This window comes from Actinocatenispora comari (genome assembly GCF_017312725.1).
Taxonomy (GTDB): Bacteria; Actinomycetota; Actinomycetes; order Mycobacteriales; family Micromonosporaceae; genus Actinocatenispora; species Actinocatenispora comari.
Genome location: NZ_BOPO01000074.1, coordinates 1 through 12,321, shown reverse-complemented (window position 1 = coordinate 12,321; position 12,321 = coordinate 1). Strand labels below are relative to the sequence as shown.

14 protein-coding genes are annotated in these 12,321 nt (G+C 73.3%); 5 read left to right on the top strand and 9 right to left on the bottom strand.

The genetic code is table 11. The annotated features are described in order from the left end of the window. Positions 1–17: 17 nt before the first annotated feature. The 3 genes from NUM_RS19445 to hrcA form a co-directional block, all read right to left on the bottom strand. A complete protein-coding gene (locus tag NUM_RS19445; RefSeq protein WP_207126318.1) occupies positions 18–746 on the bottom strand; it encodes a 16S rRNA (uracil(1498)-N(3))-methyltransferase in 729 nt (242 codons plus the stop codon). Between the two features lie 79 nt (positions 747–825). After that, positions 826–1,968, bottom strand: a complete 1,143-nt coding sequence (gene dnaJ / locus NUM_RS19440; protein ID WP_207126317.1) for a molecular chaperone DnaJ — start codon at positions 1,966–1,968, stop codon at positions 826–828. 80 nt (positions 1,969–2,048) lie between these two features. After that, positions 2,049–3,074 carry a heat-inducible transcriptional repressor HrcA gene (hrcA, locus tag NUM_RS19435; protein WP_207126316.1) on the bottom strand — a complete coding sequence of 342 codons (1,026 nt, stop codon included), beginning with the start codon at positions 3,072–3,074 and terminating at the stop codon, positions 2,049–2,051. 162 nt (positions 3,075–3,236) lie between these two features. On the opposite strand from hrcA, the gene NUM_RS19430 reads away from it, so the two are divergent. After that, complete coding sequence (locus tag NUM_RS19430) at positions 3,237–3,629, top strand: DUF4870 domain-containing protein (protein ID WP_207126315.1); 393 nt, start codon at positions 3,237–3,239, stop codon at positions 3,627–3,629. A gap of 3 nt (positions 3,630–3,632) precedes the next feature. Here the strand turns inward: NUM_RS19430 and hemW are convergent, their stop codons facing one another. Next, positions 3,633–4,865, bottom strand: coding sequence for a radical SAM family heme chaperone HemW (gene hemW / locus NUM_RS19425; protein WP_207126314.1), 1,233 nt, complete (start codon positions 4,863–4,865; stop codon positions 3,633–3,635). A 17-nt stretch (positions 4,866–4,882) separates the two neighbouring features. Between hemW and NUM_RS19420 the strand changes: the two genes are divergently transcribed. From NUM_RS19420 to NUM_RS19410, 3 genes are all read left to right on the top strand, one after another. After that, entirely contained in the window at positions 4,883–5,668 is a 786-nt protein-coding gene (locus NUM_RS19420) for an enoyl-CoA hydratase-related protein (RefSeq protein ID WP_225918702.1), read from the top strand. A 351-nt stretch (positions 5,669–6,019) separates the two neighbouring features. Next, on the top strand, positions 6,020–6,895 hold the full coding sequence (locus tag NUM_RS19415; RefSeq protein WP_207126313.1) for a hypothetical protein: 876 nt from the start codon (positions 6,020–6,022) through the stop codon (positions 6,893–6,895). Positions 6,896–6,935: 40 nt separating this feature from the next. Then, a complete protein-coding gene (locus NUM_RS19410) occupies positions 6,936–7,346 on the top strand; it encodes a cytidine deaminase family protein (protein WP_207126312.1) in 411 nt (136 codons plus the stop codon). Positions 7,347–7,364: 18 nt separating this feature from the next. On the opposite strand, the gene NUM_RS19405 is transcribed toward NUM_RS19410, so the two are convergent. After that, positions 7,365–7,931: a TetR/AcrR family transcriptional regulator gene (locus tag NUM_RS19405; protein ID WP_207126311.1), complete on the bottom strand. Its 567-nt coding sequence runs from the start codon at positions 7,929–7,931 to the stop codon at positions 7,365–7,367. Positions 7,932–8,030: 99 nt separating this feature from the next. Between NUM_RS19405 and NUM_RS19400 the strand changes: the two genes are divergently transcribed. Beyond that, on the top strand, positions 8,031–8,897 hold the full coding sequence (locus tag NUM_RS19400) for an NmrA/HSCARG family protein (RefSeq protein ID WP_207126310.1): 867 nt from the start codon (positions 8,031–8,033) through the stop codon (positions 8,895–8,897). A gap of 77 nt (positions 8,898–8,974) precedes the next feature. Here the strand turns inward: NUM_RS19400 and NUM_RS19395 are convergent, their stop codons facing one another. From NUM_RS19395 to NUM_RS19380, 4 genes are all read right to left on the bottom strand, one after another. Continuing rightward, complete coding sequence (locus NUM_RS19395) at positions 8,975–9,634, bottom strand: class I SAM-dependent methyltransferase (RefSeq protein ID WP_207126309.1); 660 nt, start codon at positions 9,632–9,634, stop codon at positions 8,975–8,977. A gap of 19 nt (positions 9,635–9,653) precedes the next feature. Then, positions 9,654–10,688 (bottom strand): coiled-coil domain-containing protein, encoded by a 1,035-nt coding sequence (locus NUM_RS19390; protein WP_225918701.1) that lies wholly within the window; start codon positions 10,686–10,688, stop codon positions 9,654–9,656. Positions 10,689–10,879: 191 nt separating this feature from the next. Continuing rightward, positions 10,880–11,428 carry a dihydrofolate reductase family protein gene (locus tag NUM_RS19385; RefSeq protein ID WP_207126308.1) on the bottom strand — a complete coding sequence of 183 codons (549 nt, stop codon included), beginning with the start codon at positions 11,426–11,428 and terminating at the stop codon, positions 10,880–10,882. 162 nt (positions 11,429–11,590) lie between these two features. Beyond that, on the bottom strand, positions 11,591–11,953 hold the full coding sequence (locus NUM_RS19380; RefSeq protein ID WP_207126307.1) for a hypothetical protein: 363 nt from the start codon (positions 11,951–11,953) through the stop codon (positions 11,591–11,593). Positions 11,954–12,321: the final 368 nt, after the last annotated feature.

The following is a 12,321-nucleotide window of genomic DNA, read 5'->3' as shown; positions in this document are numbered from 1 at the left end:
TCAGCGGTCACCGGGGGTCAGTGCCAGCGGCCGGTGGCGGCGGAGAGGACGGCGAGGGCGGCGACACCGGCGGTGGAGGTACGCAGCACCTCGGGGCCGAGGCGCACCGGGGTGGCGCCGGCGGCCACGAAGGCGGCGAGTTCCTCCGGGGCGACGCCGCCCTCCGGCCCGACCACCAGCAGTACGGTGCCGGTCGACGGCAGCGGCGCGGTGGCGAGCGGCGTGTCCGCGTCCTCGTGCAGCACGTACGCCGCGGCCCCGGCGAGACGCCCGGCGAGCGCGGCGGTACCGACCGGGTCGGCCACGGTGGGCAGCCAGGCCCGGCGGGACTGCTTGGCCGCCTCTCGCGCGGTGGCCCGCCAGCGCTCGAGCGAGCGCGCGCCGCGCTCGCCCTGCCAGCGCGCCACCGACCGGGCCGCCTGCCAGGGCACGATCTCGTCCACGCCGACCTCGGTCATCGCCTGGACGGCGAGCTCGCCCCGGTCGCCCTTGGCGAGCGCCTGCGCCACGACCAGCCGCGGTTCGCGGGCCGGTAGCCGCTGGTGGCGGGTGACCTCGACGTCGAGCACGCCCTTGGCCACGGCGGACACGACGCAGTCGGCGACCGTGCCGGCGCCGTCCCCGAGCCGCAGCGTCTCGCCGACCCGCAGCCGTACCACGTCGGCGGCGTGGTGGCCCTCGGCGCCGTCCAGCCGGTAGCTGCCGGACTCGGGCACCGACGGCACCAGGAACAGCGCGTCGGTCACCGCGGGCCCCGGCGGTGCGCCGCGACCGGGTTCGACGCGACCGCGGCGGCCGGCGCGGGGATCGGGGTCGGCACGGCGGTCAGGCGTGCCCGTTGAACGCGTCGCGCATCCGGGAGAAGAAGCCGCCGCCGGGCCGGGCCGGTTCGATGGTCTCCTCGCCGCGCAGCTTGGACAGCTCCTTGAGCAGCTTCTCCTGCTCGGCGTCGAGCCGGGTCGGTGTCTTGACGTCCAGGTGGACGAACAGGTCGCCGCGGCCGCCGCCGCGCAGCCGGGGCACGCCCTTGCTCTTGATCTTGATGGTGGCGCCGGGCTGGGTGCCGGGCTTGACCTCGACGTTCTCCTCGCCGTCCAGCGACTTGAGCGTCATCTGGGTGCCCAGCGCGGCCGCGGTCATCGGCAGCACGACCCGGCAGTGCAGGTCCTCGCCCTTGCGGCTGAACACGTCGTGGGAGCGCTCGTGGATCTCCACGTACAGGTCGCCGGGCGGGCCGCCACCGGGGCCGACCTCACCCTGGCCGGCGAGCCGGATGCGCATCCCGTCCTCGATGCCGGCGGGGATCTTGACCGTCACCGTCCGCCGGGTCTGCACCCGGCCGTCGCCGCCGCAGGTGGGGCACGGGTTCGGGATGACGGTGCCGAAGCCCTGGCAGTTGCCGCACGGGCGGGTGGTCATCACCTGGCCGAGGAAGGTGCGCTGCACGCTCTGCACCTCACCGGAGCCGCCGCACATGTCGCAGGTGGCCGGGTGGGTACCGGGTGCGGTGCCCTCGCCGTGGCAGGTCTCGCAGACCGCGGCGGTGTCCACGGTCAGCGGCGCCTCGATGCCGAACGCGGTCTCCTCCAGATCCAGGTCGAGCCGGATCAGCGCGTCGGAGCCGGGTCGGGTACGCGGCCGGGGGCCGCGGCTCGCGCCGCCGGCGGCACCGCCGAAGAACGCGTCCATGATGTCCTGGAAGCCGACGAACGGTCCGCCCGGACCGCCGGGGCCGGGCCCACCGCCGCCGGGGGCGAGGGGGTCGGCGCCCATGTCGACCATCTGCCGCTTCTGCGGGTCGGACAGCACCTCGTAGGCGGCGTTGATCTCCTTGAACCGGTCCTGCGCGTCCGGCTCGGAGTTGACGTCCGGGTGGTACTGGCGCGCAAGCTTCCGGTACGCCCGCTTGATCTCGTCCGGCGTGGCCTCGCGGCCCACGCCGAGGATCGCGTAGTAGTCCTTGGCCACTGCGGTGTCCTGTGTCCTTCGTGTCGTATCGGTAGGCGGCCCGGGGTGCGGGGGCCTGGTTTCGCGCCAGCGTTCGCCGGCTAGTTCTGCGCCAGCAGTTCGCCGACGTAGCGTGCCACGGCGCGCACCGCCGCGATCGTGCCGGGGTAGTCCATCCTGGTCGGGCCGAGCACCCCGAGGCCGCCGACCACCACGGCCCCCGGGCCGTAGCCGGTGCTGACCACCGAGGTCGTGCGCAGCCCCTCGAACTCGTTCTCGTCGCCGATGCGGATGCGCAGCGTGGTCGGCGATTCCACCTCGCCGATCAGCTTGAGCAGCACGACCTCCTCTTCCAGCGCCTCCAGCACGCCGCCGAACGAGCCGGGGAAGTCCAGCGCGGTTCCGCGGGCGAGGTTGGCGGTGCCGGCGAGCGAGATGCGCTCCTCGCGGCGCTCGATCAGCGTGTCCAGCAGCACGTTGGACAGGGTCGCCATCGCCGGCCGCATCGGCTGCGCCGTCTCCTCGACCAGCGTCTCGATCAGCACCGGGCTGTCGGAGAGCAGGCAGCCGGCCAGCTTGTCGTTGATCTTGGAGCGGAGGTCGAGCACGTCGTCCTCGTCGAGCGGGAGGGGCATGTCGACCAGCCGCTGCTCCACCCGGCCGGTGTTGGTGATCATCACCAGCATCAGCCGGGTCGGGGTGAGCATCACCAGCTCCAGGTGCCGCACGGTGCTGCGGGCCAGGCTCGGGTACTGCACGACCGCGACCTGCCGGGTCAGCTGGGCGAGCAGCCGCACCGTGCGGTGCACGATGTCGTCCAGGTCGACCGCGCCGGACAGCAGTCGCTGGATCGCCCGGCGCTCGGCCGGCGACAGCGGCTTGACGGTCGACAGCCGGTCGACGAACAACCGGTAGCCCTTGTCGGTGGGCACCCGGCCGGCGCTGGTGTGCGGCTGGTGGATGTATCCCTCGTCTTCCAGTGCCGCCATGTCGTTACGCACCGTGGCGGAGGAGACGCGCAGCTGGTGCCGCTCGACGAGGCTCTTGCTGCCGACCGGCTCCTGGGTGGCGATGTAGTCCTCGACGATCGCGCGAAGAACCTCCAACTTGCGCTCGTCGAGACTCACAGCGACCACCTCCCGCAAACCCGGCCACGTCACACTGGCACTCCTGACCAACGAGTGCCAGTCTACGACCCCGACGGCCCGAGCCGCTCGTTACCGATCTTGGCGTCGATCTTCCCGCCCGGTGCGATACCGCACCACCCGGCAGTTGCGTACCGTGTCCGCATGACCGGACCATCCCCCGCCCCGCCCGGCTACGACAGCACCGAACAGCGCAACTGGGCGGTGCTCACGCACGCCCTCGCCGCGGTCGGGATCTTCTTCGGCGGGCTGCTCGGCTGGGTCGCCCCGCTGGTCACCCTGCTCAGCAAGGGCGACACGTCGCCGAAGCTGCGCGCGCACGCCGTCTCCGCCCTCAACTTCAACCTGACCTGGGCGATCATCGACCTGATCGCGGTGATCATCGCCGGCTGCGCCGGGTTCGTCCACCTGTGGCCGTTACCGTGGCTGCTGCGGCTGATCCCGGTGGTGCCGTTCGTGTTCAACATCATCGCCCTGGTCAAGGCCAACAACGGCGAGTGCTACCGGCACCCGCTGTCCTACCCGCTGGTGAAGTAGCCGTCAGTCCGGGAGCAGGTCACGGACCACGGCGTCGGCGAGCAGCCGGCCGTCGAGGGTGAGCACCGCGCGGCCGGCGGCGAGGTCGGCGGGGGCCAGCAGGCCGTCGGCGGCGGCACGGTGGGCGGCGGCGACCGCCGGCCCGGGCAGTACGGACAGGTCCAGGCCGGTGCGCAACCGGGTGGCGAGCAGCACGTCCTCGGTGTGCCGCTCGTCGGCGGTGAGGATCTCCCGGCCGGCACCCGGGGACAGCCCGGCGGCCAGCCGCTGCGCGTACCGGCTGGGGTGCTTGAGGTTCCACCAGCGCACCCCGCCGATGTGGCTGTGCGCGCCGGGGCCCAGGCCCCACCAGTCGCCGCCGGTCCAGTAGAGCAGGTTGTGCCGGCAGCGGGCCGCGTCGTCCGCCGCCCAGTTCGACACCTCGTACCAGCTCAGGCCGGCGTCGGTGAGCCGCCGCTCGGCGGCGAGGTAGCGGTCGGCGGCGACGTCGTCGGACGGCATCGGCAGCTCGCCGCGCGTGATCCGGGCGGCGAGCCGGGTGCCGTCCTCGACGATCAGCGAGTACGCCGAGACGTGGTCGACCACGCCGTCGGCGACCGCGGCGAGCACCGCGTCCAGGCTCGCCTCCCAGTCGTCGGCGGTCTCCCCCGGCGTGCCGTAGATCAGGTCCAGGTTGACGTGCTCGAACCCGGCCGCGGCGGCCTCGCGGGCGGCGGCCACCGCGCGGCCCGGCGTGTGCCGCCGGTCCAGGACGGCGAGCACGTGCTCGGCGGCCGACTGCATGCCCAGCGAGAGGCGGGTGAACCCGGCCCGACGCAGCGCCGCGAGCGACGCCGGCGTCACCGACTCGGGGTTGGCCTCGGTGGTGATCTCGGCGTCCGGCGCCAGCCCGAAGGTGGCGTCGATGCCGGCGAGGATCCGGGCCAGCGCGTCGGGCGGCAGCAGGGTGGGGGTGCCGCCGCCGAAGAACACCGTCCGTACCGGGGTCTGTTCGGCGCCGAGCACGCGGCGGGCCCGGGCGAGCTCGGCCAGTACCAGGTCGGGGTAGTCGTCCCGGCTCGCGCCGGGCAGCTGGTCGGCGGTGTAGGTGTTGAAGTCGCAGTAGCCGCACCGGCTGGCGCAGAACGGCACGTGCACGTAGATGCCGAACGGGCGCTCCCGCCGCCCGGCGAGGGCGGAGTCGGGCAGCGCGCCGTCGTCGGGCATCGGTTCTGCGTCCGGGAGAGCTGCGGCCATCCCACTAGTCTGACGCGGTGACCGATGACACCCGACCGCTGGTGCGGTACGCGGTGGCCGACGGTGTGGCCACCCTCACCCTGGACAGCGACGCCAACCGCAACGCGCTGTCCCGACGGCTGATCCGCGAACTGCTCGACGCCCTCGACCGCGCCCTGGCCGACGAGGCGGTACGGGTGCTTCTACTCGACCACGTGGGCCGGGTGTTCTGCGCCGGCGCCGACCTGGCCGAGACGGCCGCCGCCCGCGAGGCCGGCCAGGTACCGGCCGGGGACATGCCGGCGCTGCTGGCGGCGATCTGGGACGCACCGAAGCCGGTCGTCGCCCGGGTCGGCGGGGCGGCCCGGGCCGGCGGGCTGGGCCTGATCGCGGCCTGCGACCTGGCCGTCGCCGCGCAGGACGCGACGTTCGCGTTCACCGAGGTACGGCTCGGGGTGATCCCGGCGGTGATCTCGGCGCCGGTGCTGCGCCGGTTGCCGTCCCGCGCCGCCGCCGAGCTGTACCTGACCGGCGACACGTTCGACGGCCGCCGGGCCGCGGAGCTGGGCCTGGTCACCGCCGCAGTGCCGGCCGACGAGCTGGACGCCACCGTCGAGCGGTACGTGGCCGCGCTGGTGCGCGGCGCGCCCGGGGCGCTGGCCGGGGCGAAGGCGCTGCTGCACGGCGAGTCGCCGATCCGGCCCGAACTCGACGCGCTGGCGGAGCTGTCCGGCGGCTACTTCCTGTCCGCCGAGGGCCGGGAGGGCGTCGCCGCGTTCCGGGAGAAGCGGGCGCCCCGGTGGGTACCGCCCGGCCGCGGCTGAGCGCGCCCGACGGCCGGCCGGCGCATCGCCGAGGCGCCCGCCGCCACGAGCCGCCGGCGGTTCGGCGCCCCGTCGACCCTCTGGTGCCAGCGAGCGAGGGCGGCCGGTACGGCACCGACCGGCCGGGGCCACGTGTCCGGTTTCACGCCGGGCGGCGGGTGCCCAGCTCACGGGCGGTTTTCGGTACGCCGACGATAGGCGCCGGCTTCTAGCATCGGGGCGCACGGGCGCCGTCCGGTCTTCGGTACCGGCTCGGTGGGCGACGGCACCCGGCACAATGGACAGGGGCGGCGACCAGCACCGCTGCCCGCGGCTCGCGGGGTCGACCCCGCTCGGCTCGAAGGAGACGCTGTGCGAGGTCGGGTGGTGCGCGGGCGGGCCGTGCTCGCCGGCGCCGTCGCGGTCGCGACCGGTCTGGCGATCGCCGCGTGCAGCGGCAAGACCTACCATCCGCCGCTGTTGTCGACCTGCCAGGTGCACACCAGTGACGGGAAGTTCGAGCTGAACCCGGACCAGACCGCGAACGCCGCCACCATCTCCGCGGTCGGGGTGCGCCGCGGGCTGCCCGACCGGGCGGTCGTGGTGGCGCTCGCCACCGCGCTGCAGGAGTCCAAGCTGACCAACCTGGAGAGCGGTGACCGCGACTCGGTCGGGCTGTTCCAGCAGCGGCCGAGCCAGGGCTGGGGCGAGCCGAAGCAGCTGCAGGACCCGCGGTACGCCGCGGGCGCCTTCTACGACCACCTGGTCACGGTGCCCGGCTGGCAGGACATGTCGGTGACCGAGGCGGCGCAGGCGGTGCAGCGCTCTGCCGCGCCCGACGAGTACCAGAAGTGGGCACCGGAGGCGGAGACGGTGGCCAACGCGCTGGTCGGCTCGGCCGGCGGCGCGCTGTCCTGCAGCCTGCACGACGGGCCGACCAAGCGCGGCAGCGCTGCCCGCGACGCGGTGGTCGCCGCGATGCGCCTCGACTGGGGCAGCTCGCTGATCACCCGCGACGCCGGCGCTACCGGGCTGACCGTGCCGACCGACGGGCAGCGCTCCGGTTGGCAGTTCGCGCACTGGCTGGTGGCGTACGCGTCGCAGACCGGCATCGAGCAGGTGCAGTACGGCTCGAAGCGGTGGACGGTCGACTCCGGCGAGTGGAAGTCGGTCGGCGCCGCGCAGGCCGCCTCCGACACGCCGCCCCCGGTCCAGGTCCAGGTGTACGGCCCGAAGAAGAAGAGCTGACCGGCGACGTCCGGCGCCCAGCGCGTACGAAAGCGAGACGATGAACGCTCCTGCCGCTGTGGATCACGAACTGGTCGAGGCGGCGACGCAGGTGGCCGCCACCCGGTGCCGGGGCGACAACCACACGGTCGCCGCGGCGGCCCGGGCCCGGGACGGGCGGATCGTCACCGCGGTCAACGCGTACCACTTCACCGGTGGGCCGTGCGCCGAGCTGGTCGTGATCGGCGCGGCGGCCGCGCAGGGTGCGTACGAGCTGGAGTCGATCGTGGCGGTGGGTGACCGGGGCCGCGGCGTCATCCCGCCGTGTGGCCGCTGCCGGCAGGTGCTGCTCGACTACTTCCCCGAGATCACGGTCGTCGTCGGGCACGGCGAGCAGGTGCGCGGCGTCCGGATCGTCGAGCTGCTGCCGGAGACCTACGTCTGGGCCGATCACCAGCTCGACACCGACTGAGCCGGCCGGCGCGACCGCTCAGCGGTCGCCGATGGCGAGGCCGTGCATCAAGTAGTCGAGCAGGCGGGCGGTCAGCGCGGCCGGGTCGGCGGAGTTCTCGCTGGCCCAGGCGATGCCGGTGGCGGCGGCGAGCAGGTCCTCGATGGTCGCGTCGGCGCGTACGGTGCCGGCCCGCTGGGCCGCGCGCAGCAGGTCCCCGCCCGCTCTCCGCATCGCGTCGCAGCTGTCGTGCAGCCGGGAGTCGTGGTCTCGCAGCGCGGTGCGGACCGATTCGGGCAGCCCCCGGTAGGTGCCGGCGCCGGCCGCGACCCGGCTGATCCAGTGCAGCAGCGCGGTGCGCTGGTCCTGCTCGCCGGCGAGATCGACGGCGTCCTGACGCAGGGTGTCGAACCGGTCGGACAGCAGCGTCTCCAGCAGCGCCTCGCGGGTCGGGAAGTGCCGGTACAGGGTGCCGATGCCGACACCGGCGCGGCGGGCGACCTCGCGCAGCGAGGTGGCGGTGCCGTGCTCGGCGAAGGACTCGCGCGCGACGGCGAGCAGCTGGTCGCGGTTGCGGCGGGCGTCCGCGCGCTTCGGGTCGGTCATGCCGGGCAGCCTCCCACATGGACAACTGGAGCCCTGCTCCGTATTATCTGGAGCAGCGCTCCGTTCGGAGCACTGCTCCAGTTTATCGTAGGGGGAAGCATGTCCGACAATCTCGTGCTGGTCACCGGGGCGACCGGCAAGCAGGGCGGGGCGACCGCCCGGCACCTGCTCGCCGCCGGCTGGCGGGTCCGTGCCCTGGTCCGCGACCCCGGCAGCCCCGCGGCGGCCCGGCTCGCCGCCGCCGGCGCCGAACTCGTCGCCGGCGACATGACCGACCGCGACAGCCTCGACCGGGCCGCCGCCGGCGCCCACGGCGTCTTCAGCGCGCAGCCCGCCATCCCCCAGCCGCGGCACGACCCGCTGGAGGTACGGATGGGCCGCAACGTCGCCGACGCCGCGCTCGCCGCCGGCGCCGAACACCTGGTCTACACCTCGGTCGGCGGAGCCGACCGCGACACCGGGTTCGACCAGTGGGAGACCAAGTGGCAGCTCGAGCAGTACACCCGGAGCCTCGATCTGCCCTACACGGTGCTGCGGCCGGTGATGTTCATGGAGAACCACGCGAGCCTCGGACCGCACGGCGCCTTCGGCGCCACGGCACTGATCCGGATGATCACCCCGGAGACCACCGTGCAGGTCATCGCCGTCGACGACATCGGCGCGTTCGCCGCGCTCGCGTTCACCCGGCCCGACGAGTACCGCGGGGTCGAGCTGGAGATCGCCGGCGACGAGGTGACCGGCGCGCAGCTCGCCGCCGGGATCGAGGCGGCGGTCGGCCGCCCGATCGACACCACGCCGCTGGCACCACCGCAGCAGGTCCGCAACGACGGGAGCTCGTTCGCCGGCTGGCAGGCCGACATCCCCGCGCTGCGCCGCCGCTACCCGGGACTGATGACGTTCGACACCTGGCTGGACCGTACCGGCGCCGAACTGCTCCGCGCCGCCGCGGCACACGCCGCCGCATAGCCGGTACCGGCACCGACCAGCACCGCCGAGCCGGCACCCGGAGCCGCCCGGGCGCCGGTCGAGGTCGGGGGTGCCGGTCAGCCGGCGCCGGTGGCGCGAAAGGACAGGACGGTGGGCACCTCGCCGCCGGACTCCACGAAGCGCCGCACCCGCAGGCCGGCGTCGTGCACCGCGTTGAGCAGCACGGGCAGCGGGTAGTGCACCGCGCCGACCTTGTCCCGCACGCCCCGGTCGGTCCACGACTCGGTGGTCCACCGGCCGTCGAGGTAGCCGCGGCGCACGACCACGGCGTCCGGATCGGAGCGATCGGCGAAGCCGCCGCAGAAACACGGATGCACGCCGACGTGCACGAACACGCCGCCGGGGGCGAGCACCCGGGCGATCTCGGCCAGTACCGCCGGATAGTCGGGCAGGTCGGTGTGCGCCATCATCGACAGCACCACCGGCACGCTGCCGGTGGCCACCGGCAGCCGGCAGGCGTCGGCGCGGGCCACCGGCAGCCGGCCCGTCGCGTACCGGAGCATGCCGGCGGACAGGTCGACCCCGACCGGCGTGTAGCCGAGCTCGCGCACCGTGCGGGCGTGCACGCCAGTGCCGCAGCAGACCTCCAGGCAGGGCCCGCGGCCCGGGTCGAGCAGCGCGCGCAGCGAGGCGTCCACGCCGATCGAGTCGCCCGGGCCGAGGAACTCGTGCTCGTACCAGTCGGCGATCTCGTCGTACGCGGCGCGCGTGGTCATGACCCCGACCGTACCCAGGTCACTGCACGGACAGATGCACGTGGTTGGTGTGCTCGACCGACGGCGCGCCGGTCGGGTCGTAGTGCTGCCAACCCACCCCGGGCATCCAGATCTGCCGGTACCAGATGACGTAGAGCACGGCGAGCCGGCCGGAGTTGGCGATGAACCAGGCGGCCAGGTTGTCGCCGTAGGTCTTCGCCTCACCGGTCGCCGCGCCGCCGAAGCCACCCGAGGTCACCGAGAAGTCGCAGGCCCGCCCGCGTGGATGCTCGCCGCCGTCCTCGCCGGAGCGGTAGCAGGCCGTGTAACGGGTGTAGCCGGCCTTGCGCGCCTCCTGGTACGCGTGCAGCATCCGCGGCGTGATGCAGCCGTCGGTGGTCGGATCGTCCACCGAGCACGACTCGGGCGGCCAGCTGCCGTCCGGGTTGCGCGGCGCCGGGTCGGCCGAGGCGGACTGGCCGCCGTACCCGCTGGACGAGCCGGAACTGATCTTGTCGACCGCCTTCTGCGCCGCGTCCCGGCTCTTCTTCAGCTCGGCGACCTGCTTGCGCTGCTTGGCCGCGGTCTCGGCGAGCTCCTGCTGCTGCTTCTTCTGGTCCCGCCGCGCCGTCACCAGCGCGTCGATCTTCCGGGTGTCCTGCCGGCCCAGGTAGGTCAGCGTGTCGGCCATCGCCAGCAGGTCCGTGCTGCCCTGCTGGTCCAGGGCGAGGGTCAGCAGGCTGGTCGGGCCCTGCCGGTAGCGCACCGCGGCGATCTTGCCGACCTCGTCGGACAGCGTGTCGACCGTGTGGTTGGTCGCCGCGATCCTCTTCGTCAGCTGCTTCTGCTTCTTCTTGGTGGCGTCCAGCTTCGCCTTGGCGTTGTTGTACTTGCGGGCCGCCGCGTCGAGCTTCTTGTAGACCGAGGCGCTGCCGCCCTCGTCCGGGTCGGCCGCCGCCGGACCCGGCGCCACCAGCACCGCACCCAGCATCGCGAGCACCGCCACCAGCACCGGCCACCACACCCGCGTCGCGCGCGTGCCGTCGCGCCGTACCGTCACCTGCCACACCCCCACCCGACCACCGCGGTCCGAACAGGCACCACAGGCTACCGGCAGGTCAGCCAACGGCAAAAAACGCTCACGGAACGTACTCGCACCGACACGTTCGCCCTCCACAGTGGACGGCTCCGATCCGTCCACTGTGGAGGACCACCCGGCCGGCGCGACAACCGCCCGAACCGGCATGGTACCGGCAGATCGGACCGTCAGGCCGCCGTGTAGGTCAGGTGCACCACACCACTGTCGTACGACTCGCAGCCGGCCAGCGCGAGCCGCTCCGGCCCGTCCGCATCCGGAAAAAGGCGCTGCCCGCTACCCAGCGCGAGCGGGAAGACGAACAGGTGCAGCTCGTCGACCAGCCGGTCGGCGAGCATCGCGCGCACCAGCCGACCGCTGCCGCTGACGTAGATCCCGCCGTCCACCCGGTCCTTGAGCTGCCGGATCGTCTCCGGCTGGTACGGCCCGAGCACCGTCGAGTGCTGCCACTCCGCGTCCGTCATCGTGCCCGACACCACGTACTTCGGGGTGTCGTTGAAGAACGGCGCCCCCGGGTCGTCCTCCGCCGTCCGGGACGACCAGGCCGGCGCGAACCCCTCGTAGGTGGTGCGGCCGAGCAGGATCGCCGTGCAGTCGGCCATCATCGCGCCGATCGCGGCGCCCATCTTCGGATCGAACGGGTAGTCCATCGTCCAGGTCGGCTCGGAGATGATGCCGTCGATCGTGATGAACTCGTGTACCCCGATGGTTCCCATCATCGTCCTCCCGCGGTGAGTGGCGTACCAGTACCTGTGTCGACGGCGTGCGGCCACACAAGTCATCGGTGCCGCCGCCGGAACAAACGATTCGCCCACCAGCGAGTCCTGCCCGACACGACCGATCGGCTGCCGGACGGGCGCGCCCGTGGCCGGCGATGCCGCCTACTGTCCGAACGAGTACCGCAGGTTCGCGTTGACCAGTTCGTTGAGTCGCTTGCGCAGGTGGCCGAGCAGGGCGGGCTCCGGCGCCGGCTCGGCGACGAACAGCGTCCAACGCAGGTCGCTGCCCTGGCCCGAGGCCGCCGCGGCGATGTCGAACCGTACCGTGGCGTCGGGGCGCTTGTCCCACAGCGAGGACCAGACCACCAGCCGCGGCGGATCGGTCTCGATCAGCCGCGGCGCCCGCTCGTCGTCGAGCAGCACCAGCCAGCGCCGGGCCGGATCGCGCTCCGGCTCGACCAGTGCCTCGTACACCACCCGCGGTGGTGGCGGCTGCGCGCGCCGCCGGCTACCGACCTCCAGCATCGGCCCAGTCTACGACCACAAACCGTCCGAAGTGGACAGACACGCTACTTCTTCGGCTGCTCCGGACCATCCGAGGTCGACAACGCCGCGATGAACGCCTCCTGCGGGACCTCCACGCGGCCCCGACCAACACAGCATCCGCTTCCTACTTCTTCGGCTGCTCCGGACCATCCGAGGTCGACAACGCCGCAACGAACGCCTCCTGCAGGACCTCCACGCGGCCCCGACCAACACAGCATCCGCTTCCTACTTCTTCGGCTGCTCCGGACCATCCGAGGTCGACAACGCCGCAACGAACGCCTCCTGCAGGACCTCCACGCGGCCCCGACCAACACAGCATCCGCTTCCTACTTCTTCGGCTGCTCCGG

Coding starts and splice junctions, on each gene's coding strand:
- NUM_RS19410 (WP_207126312.1), top strand. CDS start 6,936: ATGAACGCTCCTGCCGCTGTGGATCACGAACTGGTCGAGGCGGCGACG.
- hemW (WP_207126314.1), bottom strand. CDS start 4,865: ATGGCCGCAGCTCTCCCGGACGCAGAACCGATGCCCGACGACGGCGCG.
- NUM_RS19400 (WP_207126310.1), top strand. CDS start 8,031: ATGTCCGACAATCTCGTGCTGGTCACCGGGGCGACCGGCAAGCAGGGC.
- NUM_RS19405 (WP_207126311.1), bottom strand. CDS start 7,931: ATGACCGACCCGAAGCGCGCGGACGCCCGCCGCAACCGCGACCAGCTG.
- NUM_RS19380 (WP_207126307.1), bottom strand. CDS start 11,953: ATGCTGGAGGTCGGTAGCCGGCGGCGCGCGCAGCCGCCACCACCGCGG.
- NUM_RS19395 (WP_207126309.1), bottom strand. CDS start 9,634: ATGACCACGCGCGCCGCGTACGACGAGATCGCCGACTGGTACGAGCAC.
- NUM_RS19430 (WP_207126315.1), top strand. CDS start 3,237: ATGACCGGACCATCCCCCGCCCCGCCCGGCTACGACAGCACCGAACAG.
- NUM_RS19385 (WP_207126308.1), bottom strand. CDS start 11,428: ATGATGGGAACCATCGGGGTACACGAGTTCATCACGATCGACGGCATC.